The 19,410-nt window shown below is 59.5% G+C and carries 17 protein-coding genes and 2 tRNA genes; 6 read left to right on the plus strand and 13 right to left on the minus strand.

What is annotated here, in order from left to right; genetic code table 11:
- Positions 1-54: 54 nt before the first annotated feature.
- The gene (locus tag BW974_RS01010; RefSeq protein ID WP_076427211.1) at positions 55-1,896 is read right to left on the minus strand and encodes a UvrD-helicase domain-containing protein; all 1,842 of its coding nucleotides are present in this window, start codon (positions 1,894-1,896) and stop codon (positions 55-57) included.
- Between the two features lie 63 nt (positions 1,897-1,959).
- Entirely contained in the window at positions 1,960-2,118 is a 159-nt protein-coding gene (locus BW974_RS25285; RefSeq protein ID WP_175609606.1) for a DUF7563 family protein, read from the minus strand.
- A gap of 96 nt (positions 2,119-2,214) precedes the next feature.
- Between BW974_RS25285 and BW974_RS01015 the strand changes: the two genes are divergently transcribed.
- Complete coding sequence (locus tag BW974_RS01015) at positions 2,215-3,111, plus strand: DMT family transporter (RefSeq protein WP_076427213.1); 897 nt, start codon at positions 2,215-2,217, stop codon at positions 3,109-3,111.
- A gap of 36 nt (positions 3,112-3,147) precedes the next feature.
- Here the strand turns inward: BW974_RS01015 and BW974_RS01020 are convergent, their stop codons facing one another.
- On the minus strand, positions 3,148-3,327 hold the full coding sequence (locus BW974_RS01020; RefSeq protein ID WP_049971719.1) for an HVO_0416 family zinc finger protein: 180 nt from the start codon (positions 3,325-3,327) through the stop codon (positions 3,148-3,150).
- Between the two features lie 107 nt (positions 3,328-3,434).
- Positions 3,435-4,784 carry a CCA tRNA nucleotidyltransferase gene (cca, locus tag BW974_RS01025; RefSeq protein ID WP_076427215.1) on the minus strand — a complete coding sequence of 450 codons (1,350 nt, stop codon included), beginning with the start codon at positions 4,782-4,784 and terminating at the stop codon, positions 3,435-3,437.
- A 102-nt stretch (positions 4,785-4,886) separates the two neighbouring features.
- Here cca and BW974_RS01030 point away from each other — a divergent pair.
- Both BW974_RS01030 and BW974_RS01035 read left to right on the plus strand, forming a co-directional pair.
- Positions 4,887-4,959, plus strand: a tRNA-Asn gene (locus BW974_RS01030).
- 104 nt (positions 4,960-5,063) lie between these two features.
- Positions 5,064-5,138: transfer RNA gene (locus tag BW974_RS01035), tRNA-Ile, on the plus strand.
- Between the two features lie 140 nt (positions 5,139-5,278).
- Here BW974_RS01035 and BW974_RS01040 read toward each other — a convergent pair.
- Positions 5,279-6,478, minus strand: coding sequence for an ABC transporter substrate-binding protein (locus BW974_RS01040; RefSeq protein ID WP_076427217.1), 1,200 nt, complete (start codon positions 6,476-6,478; stop codon positions 5,279-5,281).
- A 67-nt stretch (positions 6,479-6,545) separates the two neighbouring features.
- Positions 6,546-7,556, minus strand: coding sequence for a HEAT repeat domain-containing protein (locus tag BW974_RS01045; protein ID WP_076427219.1), 1,011 nt, complete (start codon positions 7,554-7,556; stop codon positions 6,546-6,548).
- 185 nt (positions 7,557-7,741) lie between these two features.
- On the opposite strand from BW974_RS01045, the gene leuS reads away from it, so the two are divergent.
- Both leuS and BW974_RS01055 read left to right on the plus strand, forming a co-directional pair.
- The gene (gene leuS / locus BW974_RS01050) at positions 7,742-10,393 is read left to right on the plus strand and encodes a leucine--tRNA ligase (protein WP_076427222.1); all 2,652 of its coding nucleotides are present in this window, start codon (positions 7,742-7,744) and stop codon (positions 10,391-10,393) included.
- A gap of 181 nt (positions 10,394-10,574) precedes the next feature.
- Positions 10,575-11,534 (plus strand): alkaline phosphatase family protein, encoded by a 960-nt coding sequence (locus BW974_RS01055; RefSeq protein WP_076427225.1) that lies wholly within the window; start codon positions 10,575-10,577, stop codon positions 11,532-11,534.
- A gap of 50 nt (positions 11,535-11,584) precedes the next feature.
- On the opposite strand, the gene BW974_RS01060 is transcribed toward BW974_RS01055, so the two are convergent.
- A complete protein-coding gene (locus tag BW974_RS01060) occupies positions 11,585-12,049 on the minus strand; it encodes a FlaD/FlaE family flagellar protein (RefSeq protein WP_076427227.1) in 465 nt (154 codons plus the stop codon).
- Positions 12,050-12,134: 85 nt separating this feature from the next.
- On the minus strand, positions 12,135-12,503 hold the full coding sequence (locus BW974_RS01065; RefSeq protein WP_076427229.1) for a hypothetical protein: 369 nt from the start codon (positions 12,501-12,503) through the stop codon (positions 12,135-12,137).
- Positions 12,504-12,636: 133 nt separating this feature from the next.
- On the opposite strand from BW974_RS01065, the gene BW974_RS24165 reads away from it, so the two are divergent.
- Positions 12,637-13,791 (plus strand): PAS domain-containing response regulator, encoded by a 1,155-nt coding sequence (locus tag BW974_RS24165; protein WP_084186169.1) that lies wholly within the window; start codon positions 12,637-12,639, stop codon positions 13,789-13,791.
- Here BW974_RS24165 and BW974_RS01080 read toward each other — a convergent pair.
- Genes BW974_RS01080 through BW974_RS01100 form a run of 5 tightly spaced genes read right to left on the minus strand, consistent with a single transcriptional unit; the run spans position 13,783 to position 19,324 of the window.
- Positions 13,783-15,267, minus strand: a complete 1,485-nt coding sequence (locus BW974_RS01080) for a lipopolysaccharide biosynthesis protein (RefSeq protein ID WP_076427231.1) — start codon at positions 15,265-15,267, stop codon at positions 13,783-13,785. The two genes, BW974_RS24165 and BW974_RS01080, sit on opposite strands and share 9 nt — an antisense overlap.
- Positions 15,264-16,598, minus strand: a complete 1,335-nt coding sequence (locus BW974_RS01085; RefSeq protein WP_076427233.1) for a sulfatase-like hydrolase/transferase — start codon at positions 16,596-16,598, stop codon at positions 15,264-15,266. The genes BW974_RS01080 and BW974_RS01085 overlap by 4 nt, the downstream gene beginning before the upstream one ends.
- Entirely contained in the window at positions 16,595-17,500 is a 906-nt protein-coding gene (locus BW974_RS01090) for a PH domain-containing protein (protein ID WP_076427235.1), read from the minus strand. The genes BW974_RS01085 and BW974_RS01090 overlap by 4 nt, the downstream gene beginning before the upstream one ends.
- A complete protein-coding gene (locus BW974_RS01095) occupies positions 17,497-18,174 on the minus strand; it encodes a glycosyltransferase family 2 protein (protein ID WP_076427237.1) in 678 nt (225 codons plus the stop codon). The genes BW974_RS01090 and BW974_RS01095 overlap by 4 nt, the downstream gene beginning before the upstream one ends.
- Positions 18,146-19,324, minus strand: a complete 1,179-nt coding sequence (locus BW974_RS01100; RefSeq protein WP_245799868.1) for a glycosyltransferase — start codon at positions 19,322-19,324, stop codon at positions 18,146-18,148. Before BW974_RS01100 ends, BW974_RS01095 begins: the two co-directional genes overlap by 29 nt.
- Positions 19,325-19,410 lie beyond the last annotated feature (86 nt).

Genomic DNA, 19,410 nt, shown 5'->3' on the forward strand with positions numbered 1-19,410 from the left:
CGGTATCAATGCACGGGTATCGGAAAAGACGAAATGAGAACCCTGTGGTCTCGTCTACTGCGCTTCGAGTTCTTGGTCGAGGATGTCGTCAACCGACTTCTCGTTCGGTTCGTTGAACAACAGCACGTCCAGTTCGAGTGTCGGCGCGCCACTGACGAGGTTCTCCATGAGGACGAGGCGCTCGCGGGCGCGACTCATGCCGACGTAAAAGACACGACGCTCGTTGTCGGTGAGAACCGGAACTGGGTCGGTGCTCGACGTAAACTCGTCCACGCCGGGAAGGTCGATACCTTCGTTTTCCACGGTCGCCGCCATCTGTTCGACAACCTTCTCGGTCAAGTCGGTGGCGACGAACACGTGGTCTGCTTCACGACCTTTCGCGCTGTGGATGGTGCCGATGCGGATGCGGTCGCGCTCCATTCCCTGATATTTGCCCATGAAGTAGGCGTTCATCGACCGCTTCTGATAGCTGGTCACTTTTCGAACCATGTCGGACGCCGATTCCGGGCCGGGCATGAACGGCGCGAAGTCCCGGACGAAATCCCCGTCGAACTCCAGTTCGGTGAGGTCGTCCACGCCTTTCTCTTCCTTGCGCTCGTCGATGGCGTCGAACATCTCGTCGCGGTCGTTCGAACCGAACGTGGAGTCCGCGAGCATGTCCGCGAGTCGGCGGGCTTGCAGACCGTCGATAGGTTCGCCCTCGTCGATTTGCTCGACTGCATCGACGTACTGGCACAGTCTATCCGTCCACATCCGCTGGTCGGTGAGGGTGCGGAACGGCATCCCCTCGTCGATGAACTCGTCGATGAACCGGAACATCTGGTAGCGGGCGCGGAACAGCACCATCGCGGTGCCGTCGAATTCGCTGATTGTATACCGGACGTTTCGCACGAGGTCTAACATCGACGGACTCTCGACTGCCTCGACGGTGCCGCCTTCTTTCCGTGGCTTGAGGTTTTTCTCCTGTCGCTCTTCGATGTGGTCTACTTCCTGCTGGACGACTTTGAGAACGCGGGAGGGGAGACGGTAGGAGGTGTCGAGAATGACGTCTTCGCCGCCCTCCTGCAGGAGTAGTTTCGGGTCTGCGCCCTGCCACGCGTAGACGACCTGGTCGTCGTCGCCTGCGATGAGGACGTTCTCCATGTGGGGTTTCCACTCCTCGTAGATGTCGAACTGGAGTCGGGTGATGTCCTGAAATTCGTCGATGACGAGATAATCGACACTCGGCAGGAGCGAACGCTGTTTGACGCGTTCGAGCATGTCGGCGAAGCCGACGAGTCCTTCGTCACCTTTGTACTTCCGCCAGCCTCGAATGGCCTCTGGAACGTCGAACCGGTCGTCGCTGCTCGGCCACGTCGGGGTGTATTTGTTTCCTTCCTGTGAGTTCGGGTCGATTTCGGGCGGCAGTCGAACCGTTTCGACGTCCCACTGGAACGGAACGTCGTACCAGTCGGCAACGTCGCGGCGGGTTCGCTGAAGCCACTGGGAGGTTGCGATAATCTTGTTTCCGAGCGTCGTGGAGCGTGCCGTCCTGCGACCTTTGCCGCTGTACTCGTCTTCGTACTCCAATCCGAAATCCTCGCAGAACTCCTTTTTCTGCTTCTCACCGACGACGTCGCCGCGAGAGAGATTGAGTAGTTCGTAGGCTTTCGCGTGCATCGTACAGACGTTTCCTTGGAGCGAGCGGGGGTCTACGTCCAGTCGTTCCGCGAGTCGCTCTCGAACCTCGTTTGCCGCCGCACGGGTGTATGAGACGACGAGAAGGTCGTTCACCGTGACCCCATCCTTCGAAAGGATGTCCTCGACTCGGTCGAGGAGCTCGGTGGTTTTACCGCTTCCCGGACCACCGAACAACCGAGTTACTTTCGCGTCAGTCTCTGCCGTTGGCATAGTCATTACACCACCACAGGTGATGGGGACGTATAAAACGACGTGAATCGAACTGGCGGTTGTCTCGTCTCAGGTGCCGCGAGGCGAACGTGCCTCACGTACCTCCGAACCGTCCCGAATTTTGTCCTCGCAGTTCGGGCAGACGCGATGTTTTTCGACCCCCGGTGGCGTGAACACTCGTGCATACGTCGCCGTCACAAACGAATCGAAGTTCCGACACTCTGGCATTTTATCCTCGAATATAAGTATTTAATATGATACTATATTTCTAACGATGTCTGGTCGGGCGCGGCAGTTATACCGACGGATGGAAACGCTTCTACAATGGCGATTCCTGTCGAGGTGTACCTCCTCTCGCTCGTCCCGGCCCTCCTCTGGGGGTTCGAACCCATCGTCTCCAAGCGAGCGATGGCCGAGGGTGGCGACTCCCTCCAAGCGTCACTGGTCGTTGTCGTCGTTGACACCGCCGTTTTCTGGGTCGCGCTGGTCGCGCTGGAGGGCGGAAACGCACTTTCCGACCTCTCTCACTCGACCATCGGCATCTTCCTCTTCGCGGGATTCGTCGGCACCGCGGTTGGCCGACTGGCCGCATTCGGTGGTGTCCGGCGCGTCGGCGCGAGCGTCAACAACGCCGGGGTCAGCGCGCGACCGCTCTTTTCGGCGACACTGGCGGTGTTCGCTCTTGACGAACCGCTTTCGCTCGCAACCGCCCTTGGAATCCTCGTGCTCGTCGCGGGACTCGCGGTTCTCGCGCTGGCGAAAGGTGGTGACCTTTCGGGATGGGAACCCTACGAACTGTCGTTTCCGCTCATCGCCGCGGCGGCGTTCGCGGTCGGAAACGTGGTTCGACGGTTCGGACTGGAAACGACACCTGCAACCGCTCTCGAAGCGGTTGCTCTCAACGAAACTGCGGCACTGGTCGCACTGGGAGGCTACGCCATCGCCCGAAATCGTCGTGACGTGCTCTCTGCACCGAAGCGAACGTACTGGTTGTTTGCGGCGAGCGGTCTGCTCACCGCAGTCGCACTGCTGTCGCTGTTTTCCGCGCTGGCGCTCCCCGAAGGTCGGGTCGCAATCGTCGACCCCCTAACTGGAACCGCGCCGCTGTTCACGACGCTCTTTGCGTACTTTCTGCTCAGGGATGTAGAACGAGTGACCCGCGGAATCGTTGCGGGCGCACTGTTGGTCGTCGTCGGTGCTGGAATCATCACCGCGCTGTGAGCGCGGTTTCCGTTTGCTATCTCCTATTTCTACTGTCTACGAATTCCACCCGCAAACTGTGCATTCAGTTGCGGCCATTTCGTGGAGTCCGCCGCACTCCGGGCACTGCTTTTTGTTATACTCCTGCTCCCAGTCTACTCGTTCTGTCTCGTGACCACGGTCGGTGAGAAACTGGTCGAAAACGGACTCGTCGTTGCCGGTCGGTGCGGAAGCCATACATGCTATGCTAATGCACACCATCCATATAATCCTGATGGTCAAACAGATGCCAAACTGGTCTGAACTTCGAAAATTGTAGAAATTTCCCGGCTCGTTTCGCACAGTTACGGTTTCGGGGCGAAATACCGCGCGAGTTCGCTTCCGAACTCCTTCGCAAGTTCTTCGATTCCGTCACCCGACAGCACCTCGTATCCTCGTCGCATCGTCTTCTCGACGTGGACGCCGAGTGCGGCGTCGAATATCGAATCGCTCTCTAAAAACTCGACTGCCGTCGTGAACTCTCGCTTTCGCTCGACTGCGTAGCGGTCACCGTCGATGAACGGGCCATACGAATCGTCGGCTTCGTACTTCTCGTAAAATCCGGTTGCGTGCGCGCGAACGTGCACCGGCGGCCCGTCGTGACGCTCGATTGCCGGACGCTCGGGTACGGACAGTTCGAAAAACAGCACCGCGGTTTCGTCCGCGAACAAGTCTGCTCGAAGCATTTCGAATCCGCGTCGGGAAAGCGCGTCGGCAACCCCGGAAAGCGATTTCTGGAGTTGCGGATACAGTTGATCTTCGACTACATCCGGCGCGTCGAATCGAATCGCGACCGGCGTGGTTCCGCGGTCAGCAACGAACTCGCTCACCTCGTTGGGCGTCAGCGGCTCGGGCACATCGGGAACAAAGATCGATTCGCGCGGCTCGGAAAGCAGGTCGCGAGCGTAATGTTGGAGTCGAGCGAAATTTTCCGGGGAGAGAACCGCGGCGACGTTTCGCTCCGGGTCGGTCGGGTCGATGACCACCAACGGGTCACTGAAAGTTTCCGTCCCGTGGTCTTCCGGGTCGAAGCGAACTGGCGGGTGCCAGTCCGCGACCGCTTCGAGCAGTGCCCGAAAACCGCCGTATTCGAGGACGAGCAGTTCCGCCAGATAGCCCGAAAAACCCTCCGTGCGGAGGTCGCTCCCGTATGCTCCGATTCCTTTCAAAAATTGCTTGAACAGCAGCACTTCGTCCGCCAGTTCGTCGTCCAATCGCGCTTCGAGGTATTGTGTGTGGAACGGCGTGCGATCAACCGCCGACTGGATTTCCGTCGCCGATTCGACGTGATAGCAGGGAACAAGGTCAACGTCGAATCCTTCGAATTCGCCTTTGACATAGGGATGTTCCGCAAACTCCTCGTGGCCCTCCGGCAGGACTTTGTGGCCGATTTTCAATCCATACGATTCCAGCGTCTCGCGGTCGAGTTCGGGCGGAAATCGAACGAACAGGTCGATGTCCCGGTCGCCGCTCGTCCACGTTCCGCGGGCGGTGCTCCCGACCTGTATCACGTCGGCCTCGACTGGCAGGTCGGCAATCGCATTTTCCGCTCGTTCGGCCAGCGACCGGGCGACCTGCTGAAGCCGTTCGCGCTCGTCGTCGTCCGGCTCGACTCGCTTACGGACTTCCGCGACGACCTCCTCGAAGCGTTCCATCGTGGGATGGTTTTCCACGAATGCGTGAAAGCGTATCGATGCTGCTGGGAGAAAACGAAAGCCCTATCAAAGAACTCCGTCTATGTGGAAATGCAATCGGAAGCCGCCGTAGCTCAGTTGGTAGAGCACCTGGTTGTTACCCAGGTTGTCCCAGGTTCGAGCCCTGGCGGCGGCGCTTCTCTCTATTCATTGCTTGGTGAGCGAGTGCTGTATTCTCTCCCGGTATCCGCACAAAACCCGGTACGTTAAAGAGGTGTCACAGATTACCGATAGCCGACAGGGCCCTTAGCTCAGTCTGGTTAGAGCGCTCGGCTCATAACCGGGTGGTCATTGGTTCGAATCCGATAGGGCCCATTTGCTGATACAAACTACATTCGTGAGCAACAGCGAGATGCTGTCCACTGATTCGAGGATGTTGCCTACGAACACACGATGCAAAAACGCGGTTCGATTCCGGCCCGGAATCGAACCGCGACCGTCTCTGCTGTCTGTGCTTAAAATTCCCCGTTGACGATGTCCGCAACCCGTTGGCGGTCGAATAGCTGATTGTCCTCGGTTACCTTCCCGAAGGTGTCAGGGTACAACTGCTTCGCCCCGCGTTCGGTCAAAAAGAGGTTGTGAATCGGCCCTTGATAGAGGTAGCCGCCGCGGTAGACGCGGCCGTTTTTGACGGCAGTCAACCGACTCGCAACGGGATGGCTCCGCATGAATTCGAGAACCGTGTTTCGGAACTCGGTCGCGGACTGTCGCTCGTGAGCGCGCAGAAGTATCACGTCGGGGCCGATTTCCAGCATCGTCTCGTAATCGATGCGTCCGCGGTCTGTCGTGCTGATTCCGTCGATACCGGTGCTCCCGAGCGCGTCGGTGACGCCGAGGTCGCGCCACTGTTTCTTGCTCGTTCCTTTGTCGTTGAGGCGATACGGTGAGAACTTCTCCGGTTCGTTGCTTCCTTCGTAGACGAGCAGGACGTTCGGACGCTCGTCTGCTGGCGGAAGCTGACGCTGAATATCCGCGATAAACTCGTCGTGAAGCGTTTCGAACGCTCGATACCGTTCCCCTTCTCCGAACAACTGTGCGATTTTCTCGAAGGCCTCGTAGAGGGTGTAGTATCGGTAATCGTGCCAGTCGTCCTCCCGGCGGAAAATCAGATTACCGACGAACGGGCCGACGTTCTCCGTGATTTCTTCGACGTCCGTTTCGCTCCAATCGAACCAGTTGACGAGCATCTGCGGGTCCATGACGTGAACGTCGTTGTCGAGTTCGTAGAATATCTCCTTGGACATGCCAGCCTCGCCCAAGTCGTTGTTTTCGAGCGTCTGGCGGTCAACGCTCACACCGGGGAGTTCGTCGTACACGGCGGTGTAATAGCGGTCTGCACCGCCGATACCGGTCATTCCGTCCGCTTTGCCGAGCGCGACACCCATGTCGGCGTAGCCGCCACCGTACGCGACCCATCGTTCGGGAACCGAATCGAACGTGACGCGGCCGACCGGTTCCATGGAAGCCGCGTGTGAACCGTCCTGAGTGTTTTCAGAGTGGTCGTTCGAGGCCGTCGCGTCCGTTGTCGTGGACGACGCTTCCGTCCCCGAATCGCCCGCACAGCCGGCGAGGAGAGTTCCGCCGAGTACCGCACCGCCGTACTTGACGTACTGTCTGCGTGTCGGCGCTTCGTGTTTTATGGTGTCTCTGACCATGTGGTTTAGGCTCGCCTAAAACATAATAACTACTCCGGTTTTTAGGCCTTCCTAAAACATGATTCGTTCAGTGCGGTCCGCCGCAACGTGAACACATCGGTGGGGACTGTTTTGGCAGTGCGAGTCCGCAGTGCGGGCACTCACCGTCCGTTGCGGTGATTTCGGCAACCGCCTCGCTGGTCGTCGCACGAACTCCTTCGACCGTTCCTATTTCGTCACCTCCTTCGCCCCCTACAGCCACCTCGTCGACCGCTTCGAGGACGAACCGCTTTCGGCGACGGGCGAACGGTTCGTCGTCTTCCTGCCGTCCGTCAAACTCCTCAAAAAACGACGCTGGAACCGAACTTTTCTCGATGTTTGCACTGGCAAGTACTCCGAGTGCTTCGGCGGCCCGCCCGCGGACGTGGGCGCTTTCGTCGTCCAACCGCGCCGTGAGCGAATCAGTCGCGTCTGCGACTGATTCGGGCGATTCACACCCGACGACCACGAGCGTCGTACAGAGGTGATACCGAACGAGTTCGCTTTCGTCATCGAGGTGGGTTGCGAGGGTCGATACCTGATGTTTCAGTCGAGTCGGGTCGCCCAGTGCGATGTGTTCGAGTGCTTTCGCCAGTTTCTCCTTTACTTCCGGTTCGTCGAACGATAGTCCGACCTGCAAATCCGCCACGACTTCCGGGGACGCAACCGCATCCGGGTGCTCGCGTGCGACGTATCCGAGCGCCTCCGCGGAGCGAGCGCGAACGTAGTAAAATTCCTCGTCGTCCGCCAGTCGTTCGCCGAGCGCTGGCACCGCCGGAACGACAGTATCCGGGTCGGTTTCGGCGATAGCGACGAGCAGTTTCGCCATCGTCAGGCGAACCGACCGCTCGTCGTCGGTGAGAAACCCCGAAAGCGTCGGGACGAGCGGTTTCAGTGCGGACGGGTCGTCGTCCGCGAGCGAACGCAGTGCTCGTACCGTCTCTTTTCGCTCTTCGGCCGGTGCAGTTTCGACTCGTTCTACATACTCTGTCGCCTCGTCGTGGCAGTTCTGCTCGATGAGTCCGAGGAAGTAATCGGTGGAGTGTGTCGAATCGTCCATGATACGAAATCCGCTACGTCCACTGTCGCAGAGCAGTGTCAAAAACATCCGGCGTTTCGTGCTGTTTCCCGTCTCGGCCGCAACGTGCCGTAGAAGGCGTCTCTCTGCCGAATAACACCTGCTCGTCCATGAGTCTGATAGCAACACTTAGAAGACACTGAACGCTATATCAAGTAGACGAACACATGTCTGAGGAGGGATACGACCATGCGACTATCGAACAGCGCTGGCAGACAGCGTGGGCCGAGGAGAACGCCTATCGGACGCCGGACGACGCGGAAGACCCTACGTATGTCTTGGGAATGTTTCCATACCCGTCCGGAAAGCTCCACATGGGCCACGTCCGCAACTACACGATAACTGATTCCTACGCCCGATACCGCCGGATGCAGGGGGACGACGTACTGCATCCGATGGGGTGGGACTCCTTTGGCCTTCCCGCAGAAAACGCCGCCAAGGAGCACGACACTAACCCCCGCGAGTGGACGATGGACTGCATCGACACGATGCGTGACCAGATGAAGTCGATGGGGTTCGGCTACGACTGGGAGCGCGAGGTGACGACCTGCACGCCCGAATACTACCAGTGGAACCAATGGCTGTTCCAGCAGTTCCACGACGCAGGTCTGGTTGACCGACGCGCCGCCGAAGTGAACTGGTGTCCCTCCTGCGAGACGGTGCTGGCGGACGAACAGGTCGAAGGCGAGGACGAACACTGCTGGCGTTGCGAGACGATAGTCGAGCAACGCGAGTTAGACCAGTGGACGCTGGCTATCACGGAGTACGCCGACGAACTGCTCGAAGCGATAGACGAGTTGGACGGCTGGCCGAACAGCGTTCGCCAGATGCAGCGAAACTGGATTGGCCGACAGGAAGGAACCACGCTGGAGTTCTCCGTCGAGGGTCACGGTTCCGTGGAAGCGTTCACGACCCGCGTGGACACGATATTCGGCGCGACGTTCTTCGCGCTGGCTCCCGACCACCCAATCTCGCAGGCGGTGGCAGAAGACGACGAGGAGATTCGCCACTTCATCGAGGAGGAGGCCGACCCGGATGGCGACGAACCGAACGGCGTCGAAACCGGTCTGACCGCGACGAATCCCGCAACCGGCGACGAAATCCCAGTGTTCGTCGCGGACTTCGTCCTCTCGGATGTCGGGACAGGCGCGCTGATGGGCGTCCCCGGACACGACGACCGCGACCACGCATTCGCCTCGAAGATGGGCGTCGAGATTACACCCGTCATCGCTCCCGAACCGGAAGCAGGCGAATCCGAACTCACAGCGCCCGACGTGAGCGAGGGTGCGTACACCGAAGACGGCGTCTTGGTGAACAGCGGCGAGTATTCCGGACTGGAAAGCGCAGAGGCCCGCGAGTCGCTGACCGCGGACATCGACTCCGCACAGTTCCACACGCAGTACCGATTGCGCGATTGGCTCATCTCCCGCCAGCGATACTGGGGAACCCCGATTCCAGCGATTCACTGCGACGACTGTGGCCCGGTCATGGTTCCCGAGGAAGACCTCCCGGTCGAACTGCCGGAGTTCATCAACACGACCGGGAACCCGCTGGACGCCGCCGAGGAGTGGAAACAGGTCGAATGTCCCGAATGTGGCGCGGACGCCGTCCGCGAGACGGACACGATGGACACCTTCGTCGACTCCTCGTGGTACTTCCTGCGGTACATCTCGCCGGACGCGGAGGATGCGCCGTTCGAAACCGGAAAGGCGGACGACTGGATGCCGGTTGACCAGTACGTCGGCGGCATCGAACACGCCGTGATGCACCTGCTGTACGCCCGATTCGTCACGAAGGCTATCTCCGATTTGGGAATGCTGGAACAGCGCGAACCGTTCACGAACCTGCTGGCGCAGGGAATGGTGCAACTGGACGGCGAGAAAATGTCCAAGTCGAAGGGGAACACAGTCTCACCACAGCGGATTTCCGAGGAGTACGGCGCGGACACGGCGCGCCTGTTCATGATGCAGGCCGCTCAGCCGGAACGCGACTTCGACTGGTCTGAGGAGGGTGTTCGCTCCACGAACCGCTTCCTCGCGCGATTCAAAAACGCGGTCGATAGCTTCGAATTCGAATCCGCAGACGGCGAAGACGACTCCGTCGCGGAGTACGTTCGCAATGAAATCGACGCCACGATTGCCGTCGCAACGGAGCAGTACGACGCGCTGATGTTCAACACCGCACTGCGAGAGGTGCAAGACCTCGTGGATACGCTCCGTGCATACGCGGATTACACCGATGTCCACGCGACGACCTTCGAGCGCGGCCTGACGGTTGCGACTCGACTGCTGGCTCCGGTCGCGCCGCACATCGCGGAGGAACTGTACGACGAACTCGGCTACGACGAGTTCGTCGTTGACGCCGACTGGCCGACTTCTGAGACGAAAACCGACGATACGGTTGAGCGTCGTCAACTGATCGAGAACACGCGTGAGGACGTGCGCAACATCATCGACGTTGCAGGTATTTCCGACCCAGAGCGAATCGACGTGGTGGTCACACCCGAGTGGAAGTATCGCGCCCTCGAACTTGCGATGGACAGTGATGCTCCCAACCTCATCTCCGAACTGATGCAGGAACAGGAAATCCGCGAACAGGGAGACGCCGCGGCTTCCTACGGCCAAGACCTGCAAGCGACCCGCGAGTCGCTGACTCCGACACTCTCGCCGGAACGCGAGTACGAGGTGCTCGAACAGACGGCGTGGCTCATCGAACGGGAGTTCGACGCCCCGGTGAACGTCCTGTCGAGTTCAGAGGCCAACGAAGGAACGGTTCGGAAGGCCGAACCGGGTCGCCCCGCCATCAACATTCTGGAATAATCTCTCGTTTTACTTTCTCGCTGAAGCCCGAAACCGGCCGCATTGAACTTCTTGATACGGGCAAAACGGTCGTAAACGGACAGTTCTGTTATAAAACCGAAATGGCGTAAACTGGCTGATTTTCGAACTCTGAGACTTTAGGACTAACATAAATAAGGGAATAGAACCCGAAGGGAGCACCATGTCTGTATGGAGGCGGTACTCTCTCCAGAATGCCCGCCGCGTTCTGGAAAATCCGTCGCTCCTTCGAGGAGAACTACGACGACTTCGCAAAGATGCCCTGAACGCGAACGCCTACGTCTCGCGGTTGTTGAACGACGACGACCGAGTGGACGTGATGGCGGAGGACTGGGACAATCTCGTCATTTTGGACGCCTGCCGGTACGATATGTTTGCGGCGAAGGCGAACATCGGCGACAGAGTGACGAGCAAACTCTCGCCGGGGAGCGAGAGTTGGGAGTTCATGCAGGAAAGTTTCGTGGGAAAGGAGTTCCACGACACGGTGTACGTCACGTCGAACCCGCACGCCTACAAACTCCCTGACGGAACCTTTCACGCGGTCATCAACCTGCTGGACGACCACTGGGACGACACCTTCCGAACCGTCATGCCCGAAACGATGGTCGAACAGACGCTCGCCGCGTTCGAGCAGTACCCCGACAAACGCATCATCACGCATTTCATGCAACCACATTTCCCCTTCATCGGCGAGAAGGGGCGGAAGTTCGGCCACGCCGGTATCGAGATGCAGTTGGACGATGAGGAACACAGCGACGAACCGCATCCGTGGAACGCCCTCCTCTACGGCGAGACGGACAACGAATCGGAGATAATCGAGGCCTACGTCGAAAACCTCAACGTGACGCTCCCGCACGTCGAAAAACTGGTGGACGAACTCCCCGGAAAATCGGTTATCACGGCAGACCACGGCAATCTCATCGGCGAGCGAACGTATCCGATTCCGATTCGAACGTTCGGCCATCCCGGCGGATTGCACAAACGCGAACTCATCGAAGTTCCGTGGGCGGAAATCGACTCGGAGGAACGTCGCAAAATCACGGCAGAACCGCCGAAAACCAGCGAAGCAATAGACGACGACGTAATCGAGGACAGACTGCGAAATCTCGGCTACGCGGAGTAATCGAGCGACGAAGCAAACTCCGGACGACCGAACTCGGTGTCAGTAGCGACCTACAGCGTGGCGAGTCGGGCGATGTACACCAAACTCAACACGTGGTCGTTCGTGTCGAGGTCGGCAGGGCCGTCGGAACCGAATCGGTCTACCTCCGAAAAGCCGTACATGTACGACCGCAAGGCTTCACAGGCCGGTTCACTCAGCCAACCGATTTCTTCGTAATACGAAAGTGCGTTGGAACTGTTCTCGAATCCGGCCTTCTCGATGAGGAAATCGAGCCATTCGAAGACGATGACCTCGGCACCGTATCTGCTCGGAAGCAGGGTCAGATAGGGTTTTTCCGGAAGTGACCCCGACGCGAAAAACCGCGTTTGCAGTTTCATCAACTCTTCGCGCTGGCTCAGCCGAAAGATGTCTTCGGCAGTTTGTCCGTCGTCCGCGGAGAGGTCGAGCGGCGGCTCGTCCTCGTCCGCCATCCTGCGAAGTTCCCGCAGGTCGTAGTCGGCGGGTTTGATAGTCATTCTGATATTTAGAATACAACCCACTAGACCTATTTAACTCTTGGTGCGACGCGATTTTCGAATCCAGTATCAAAAAGTTGAGCTTCTATTCGTCCGCCGACCCGCCGCGAACTTTTCGCGCGAGGGCGACGACGCCGAGGAGGCTGACCAGCACGCCAGCGACGCCTGCGGCGCTTTTACCGCGTCCGGATTCCGCGTCAAAATCGTCCGTTTCGAAATCGCCCGCTTCGAACGCCGTTGCATCGTCCTCGCCGGACGTTGCGCGGAGTTTGCGAGCGAACAGTGCGATACCGGCGACCACGAGAAGACCGAGGAGCGGTTTTACCAGCGAGCCGACCGACCGACCCGACGATTCGGACTTCGTGCGCGCACTTGCCGGTGCGGTGTCCTCGTCGGGGTACACTCGTTCTTCGACGAGCGCGGGTTTTTCGATGTTGACTTCGAGGAGCGACATCACAGTCCTGTTCGTCGCCAACCACCGTTATACCTTCTGGCTTGTCGCGTGAATTCGTCTTGTTCCGCTTAAATATAATTATTCATAATACTCACTACGTCAAATTTACGTGTCCGGGTGAGTATTCGTGGGTATGACGGTGTCCATCCGCGTCCTTCTGGTTGACGACGAACCAGACCTCGCGAACATGACGTCACTCTTTTTTCAACGCGAGCGTGACGCAATCGAGACGCGGACGGAGACGAACCCTGTCGATGCACTCTCACGCCTCGAAACGGAGCGATTCGACTGCGTCGTCAGCGACTACGACATGCCCCAGATGAACGGACTGGAACTGCTTTCGGCCATCCGTAATTCGCACGCCGAACTACCGTTCGTCCTCTTTACGGGCAAGGGAAGCGAGGAAATCGCCAGTGAGGCGATTTCCGCGGGCGTCACCGGCTATCTCCAAAAGGAAACGGGCACCGACCAGTACGCCGTTCTCGCAAACGTCGTGGAGAATGCGGTAGAGAAGTATCGCGCGGAGCGCGCACTCCGGGAAGAACAGTCGTTCACCGAAAGCGCGCTCAACTCGCTTTCTGACCTCTTCTACGCGGTCGATTCCGACTACGAACTTCTCCGCTGGAACGACACGATCGGCGACGTAACCGGCTATTCCGACGACGACATCGCGCAGATGCGACTGACCGAGTTGGTGGCCGACGACGTTGCTGCCGATCTGGATTCGATTCTCTCGGACGGGACTGGCGTGTTCGAAACGTGTCTGCGAACCAGCGACGGGGACACCATCCCCTACGAATTTCGTGGCGCGACGTTCACCGACAGCGACGGCACGGTTGGAATCTGCGGTGTGGGCCGGGACATAACCGAACGTAAGTGCCGGGAAGAAGAACTCAGGCGAAGCGAACGCCGGTTCGAAGCCATCTTCAACGACCCGTTTTCCTTCATCGGACTCCTCGAAACTGACGGGACGGTCATGCAGGTGAACCAAACCGCCCTCGACGCTATCGGCGGCGATGTGGAACAGGTCGAAGGCAAACCGTTCTGGGAGACGCCGTGGTGGAACGTTTCGACTGCGGTTCAGGACGAACTCCGTGACCGCATCGCCGACGCGAGAGATGGGAAGTTCGTCCACTTTCGCGCCGAAAACCGGACGGCGGAGTCGGATACCCTCGTCCTCGACGTTTCGATTCGTCCCGTGCGCGGGAAATCGGGCGCGGTGGAAACGCTCATCGCCGAGGGACGAAGCGTCGAGCGCCTCAAAAAGCGAGTCGAGGAATTAGAGTGACGGAAACGACTCGCGAACCGCTTCTTCGAGCGTGTGTCTGACGCCCGGACTGACGGCCAAAAGGAGGCCAACGTAGACGACGCCGCCGACCGAAACCAGCACCGAGAGGTCTACCCACGACTGGACGGAAACCGAAGCGCGTGCCGTCGAGACGACGGCGAACATGGCGAGGCCCGCACCGACCTGTTCGACCATCGGGCGCGAAATCGGGGCGAGTCCCAAAACCGTCTGTCGGAGAACGTGGAGTCCGCCGAGATAAACGAGCGTTTCCGCGACAATCGTCGCAATCACGACGCCAATTGGGCCGAGTCGCAGCGTCAGCAGAACGCCCAGTACGAGGTTTACTGCGACCGCAACCGCCGACAGTCGCATTGCCACGTCCGGCCTATCGAGTCCGTTGATCGCTTGCATAAGCGGGCCGCTTTGGCTCCGGACGACGCGGTATCCGGCGAGTCCGATTAGCAAGGGTGCGGCGCTCCGGAAGTCGGGGCCGTAGACGGTCACCACGAGCGATTCGGAGAGCGCGAGCGAGCCGAAGAAAATCGGAACCGCGAGGATTCCGGCGTAGGAAATTGTGTTCGACACGTCGCGTCCGATGCCGCGTCCGTTTCTGTTTCCGCTCTCGTTCCCACTGTCAGCCTCGCCGCGGGCGTGGCGGGCACTCACGGTCGCCATCAGTCCGCGTCCTGCGATGTCTGCGACGAACACCGCCGGGAGCGTGAGTTTCCACGCCACTTCGTAGAATCCGGCGGATGCCGAACCGAGCAGAAATCCGAGCAGGAGCACGTCGAGGCGGTCGTAGGTCGTCCCGAGTACGCTCGTCGGAATGCTGTATCGTGCGTAGTCACCGAGACTTCGGAGGAACGCCCGGGACGGAATCGCGGGTCGTGCCGAGACGAACAGCGCGATTATCGGGAGCGTGAGTGCCGATGCGACGGCGAGGCCGTACACCATCCCAGCCCCAGCGATTCCGGGAAGTGCGACGAACCAGAGCTGAAGCGGCAGGGTCAGTATCGACCGGAGGGTGTCGTTCCACGTCGCGGCGCTGATTCGTCCCCGTCCTTGGACGAGGCTCTCGATAGTTTCGTACGTCGATTCGGTCGCCAGCAGGAGGACGAGCAAAACGGGCGCGAGTGCGAGGCCGGTGTACGCTCGCAGAGCGTCACCGGCCAAAACGACGGCAAGAACGGCGAGTGCGACCCAGAGCACGTTGAACAACAGTTGTGCCCCGAATGCAGGTGGTCGAAGCGAATCGGATTCGGAGAGTCGCTTTTTCGCGGCGAGCGACCACCCGTTCATCGGTCTGTCCGCGATTTTCGCTACCGCGAACAGCAGGTAGACGCCGCCGAACGTCGCGGGACCGAGCCATCGCGCGAAGATGACGGTTCCGGCGAAACCGATGGCCGCCATCGTGAACTGGGCGGCGGTTCCGCCGAGCGTCTCCCTGCTAAGGCTGATTCCGTCGGCCTCGCTCATGCATAGCCTAAATCACGCAGTTGGGCTTCGACCGACTCCGAGACGGCCACGTCGTTTTCGATGAGCCTTCTGTCGAGTTCGTTCACGAGGGATTCGATTCGCTCCCGTGGCTTGTCTATTTCGCTGAGTTCGTGAAATCCATCGAGCGCTTCCCATCCGTAGTAATCGGGGGCAATCAGCGCGTGCATCTCCTCATCGAGTGATTCGGTGTCGAACCCGTCTCGTCCGAGTGCGATTCGGTGGCGGTTGGTCAGGCCGTGATATTCCGCCAGAAATTCAGTTTCTCCGGCGTTCTCTGTCCCTTCGAGTAAACTGCGCCCTCGCGATTCGCCGCTTATGCCCGCCGTGTCGAGCACCGTCCGATGAACGTCGAGCAGGCTAACCGTTTCTTTCCGTGCGGTGTTGTTTCGAGATTCGCTTCGCTCATCTCGCTTCCTCTCCCAAATACAGAGGGGAACCTTCGTCACTTCGGGATACAGCCCACAGAGATGTTCCCACGCGTCGTACTCGCCGAGAACTTCGCCGTGGTCGGAGAGCGTGATGATGTAGTCGAACTCCTCGCGAAGTTCCGCGAAGATGGCGCGATACATGGCAGAGAGGTACTGAACGCTGTCGTCGTACGCCTGCCGAATCGTTTCCGGGTTCGATTTGGGGCCTTCGAGCGTCGCCCGCAGACCGTTCAGTTCGGGTGGTTCCACGGTTCGATACTCCTCCGGCGGGGCGTAGGGAGTGTGGGCTTCCATCAGGTTGACGAACAGAAATTCGTCGTCCGCGAAATCGGTTTCGCGGACGAACTGGAGGGCTTCTGCCGCGCCGTCGTCGCGGGTCGCTCTGCCCCACCCTAAATCGCGGAGTTTCAGCAGTGCACCGCGCTTGAGTGAGGGAACCGTATCACAGTCCCCGGTCAGAACCCCCTGTAGAGCGTAGAGATAGCGTTCCGGGCCTTGTTCCCTCGTTTCGGCGATGAACCCGTCCCAGTCGAAGACGTTCTCCGAGAGGGCTTCGAGTCGCCAACTCCCCTCGAACTGGTCGAATCCTCGGTGGAAATCGAACGGTCGGGAGACGTTGACGTTCGCGCTGAACGCCCGCGTGGTGTATCCCGAATCGCGGAAGGATTCCGCGAGAACCGGTTCTTCACAATCCAGCAGTTGCGCCCCGGCGTACACCCCGAGTTCGCTCGCGTACTTTCCGGCGAACAGGGAGGCGTGGGCCGGGACTGTCCAGTGTGAGGTCGAATAGGCGTTCTCGAATCGCTGGCCCGGAAGCCAGTCGAAATGCCTGTCGAAAGCGTCCTTCCGGAGCGTGTCGAGGACGACGAGCGCGACGTTCATCGGTACCCCAACGCCGACAGTCGCTCGGCAACCGACGTTTCCGTTTTCTCCATCCACGATTCCGGGTCGTGCGACCCGGAATCGTTCGCGGTGGTGATGACCCACGGAACTTCGCGCAGGACGCGAATCGGAACCCTGTCGGGATGCCCATAAATATACCATTCGCCGAACCCGTTGCCGTGGTCTGCGGTTAGCACGACTCGGCGTGCATCGAGGTTGTCGAGCAGGACTTTCACGTCGGAGAGGACGTACGTGAGGTTTTTCCGGTAGGAGTCCCAGACGCGGTTTCGCGTGAGGTCACCTCTCCGCAGGCGTTCCCAGACGCCGACCCGGTTTCCGAACTCGTCTCGACTCATCGCGTCGCCCGGAATCGGGTCGGGAACCGAGGGAAAATGCGGTTGCATGTAGTGAACGACGAGCTTTTCGGGGTCGTATTCGCGCGCCGCCGAAATCGCTCGGTCGGTAACCGCGCGAGCGGGAACCGTCCCGAGTTCGTCGTCCCATGCGTCGCGCCACACCTCGTCCAACGCGGCGAAGTTTTCCGCATCGAGATGCTCGTCAGAGTTCGGATTTGCCGTGACGTGAACTGTGTCGGTACAGTCCCGCCCCGAAAAGTTCGCCCGCATCCATTCGTCGGAGCGCGTCCCCGCCGACTGGAATCGGTTGATTCGGTCGATGAACGAAAATTCGTCCGCGACCTGTCGCATGCAATCGACCCGACAACCATCGAGGACGACGAGCGCGTCCCACGGTTGGTCGTATATCGACTCCCCGTAGTTTCGGCGCTCGCCGACTCTTCGGAGGACGCCCTTGTACAGTTCGTATGCCGATTTGTCCACGCCCTGCCACCCGTCTTCACGAACCCGACCTGTGCTTTCTGCGACCCAGTCGCCGAACGTCATCGCCTTCCTCCGGCGTACCGAACCCTATCGACCGTGTCCCAGAATCCACGTCGCCAGAGCCAGTCGTTTACTTTTCCGACAGCCGTCTGCGGGACGATTCGCTCCCGATAGCGATTGGGATACTCGCGTCGAAGGCGCGCTTCCTTTTCGGCGTCGATGCGTGCCCGCGTCCTGTCGGGATGGTACATCAACAGATTCGGGTCGTAGCGACAGATTCCGTGTGATTCCATTCGCCAGCCAAATTCGGTGTCGTCGCGCCATCCCGCGTACTCGCTGTCGAATCCACCCGCGGAAAGCGCTGTTTCGCGGTCGAACACGAGGTTACAGCCGACGTACAATCCTTCGCCGTGATAGGTTCTCCCCCCCTGTACGGCTCCCTCGACGCAAATCGTCTCTTCGTCTTCCGAGAGTGCTTCCGCCGCCTGTGCCACCCAGTCGTGTGGTGGTCGGCAGTCGTCGTCTGTGAGGGCTATTGTGTCGGCCGTTGCGGCCTCGATACCGGCGTTTCGAGCCTCACAGATATTCATTTCGGCGTCATCGACTACCAAAACCTCGAAATCGGTCATCGTCTGGTTGCGGAGGGCGGCGACCACACCCTCGTGGTCGTTCGCCGGAAGCGTTGGAATCACGACCGAAACGCGAGGTTCAGTGGATGTGTACGGTTTTCGTATCATTGTTGACTGCGGAGCGCTTCGAGGCGGCTTCCGCGTGCGTTCTGTTGACCAGTTCGAGAAGGTTGTCCGCGAACGTCGTTCGGTCGTAGCGTTCCGCAAACCGTCGAATTTCGTCGCCGTCGAAGTCATTCGGGTCGAATCGCTCGACTGCGGCTCGCAGTGATGCCACGGTCGATTCGAACCGGAGTCCGGTCACTCCGTCCACGACCTGCTGGCGGGTATAGCCCTCGTTCACTCCGATGAGGGGTTTTCCAGCCGACAGCGCTTCCGCCCCGACGAGGCCGAAATCCTCGTCCTTGGGTGCGTAGACGACTGCAGTTGCACGAGCGACCACGTCCTCGATGTTGTCCACGTAGCCGAGCAGTTCGATGTTGTCACAGTCGCGCGCCTTCCGTTCGAGCGCTTCGCGTTCTTGGCCATCTCCGACGACGACGAGGCGTTCGTCAAGTCCGGCGAACGCATCGACCACGAGGTCGATGCGTTTTTCGGGCGAAAGCCGCGACCACGTCACGAAGTAGCCGTCGTCACCGTCGTCGTACCAGTCGCCGGTTACCGGCGGATAGAGAACCACGGAATCTCTGTCGTAGTATCGCTGGATTCGGTCGCGCACCAGTTCGCTGTTGGCGACGAACTGGTCAACGTAATCGTTCGCCTCCTTGTCCAACGTGCGCCACCATTTCGCGTACGCCTTCAGCGCGAACCGGATGCCGGGATAATCGAACCCGGATAGCCGCTCGCGGTAGAGGTCGTAGAGCCACCGTGGCGGACTGTGCGGATAATGAAGCACCGTCTGTTCGACGGGCGGAACGTAGGATTTCGAGAGCGGCGCGCTCTCCACCAGCACGTCGTAGGCCGCAAGTTCGTCGTGTGCATCGGTCAAATCGAATGCGACCGACAGCGTTTCCAACGGATTCATTCCCTCGTTCTTCCATTCGAGGAATCGCCCGGAGAGGCCGCGAGTGTACTTCCTTTGCTGAATCGGAATGACAGTCACGTCCTCCGGAAGGCTGACACCCTCCGCGACGTACATCGTGTAAATAGGTGCATCGAGCACTCGCGCCGTCTCGATTGCAAACCGTTCTCCGCCTCCCATCCCGGGAAGCCGGTCGTGCAACACCGCCGAAGAGATACCCTGTTTTTCCTGCTTCATTGGCCCACCCATCGGGTTTGACAGTGCTACACCGTAGCCGAATATAAATTATATGCCGGATTTGAAAACAATGGTCGCTCTCCGCG

The sequence above is a fragment of the Haladaptatus litoreus genome, from assembly GCF_900156425.1.
In the GTDB taxonomy this organism is placed as follows: domain Archaea; phylum Halobacteriota; class Halobacteria; order Halobacteriales; family Haladaptataceae; genus Haladaptatus; species Haladaptatus litoreus.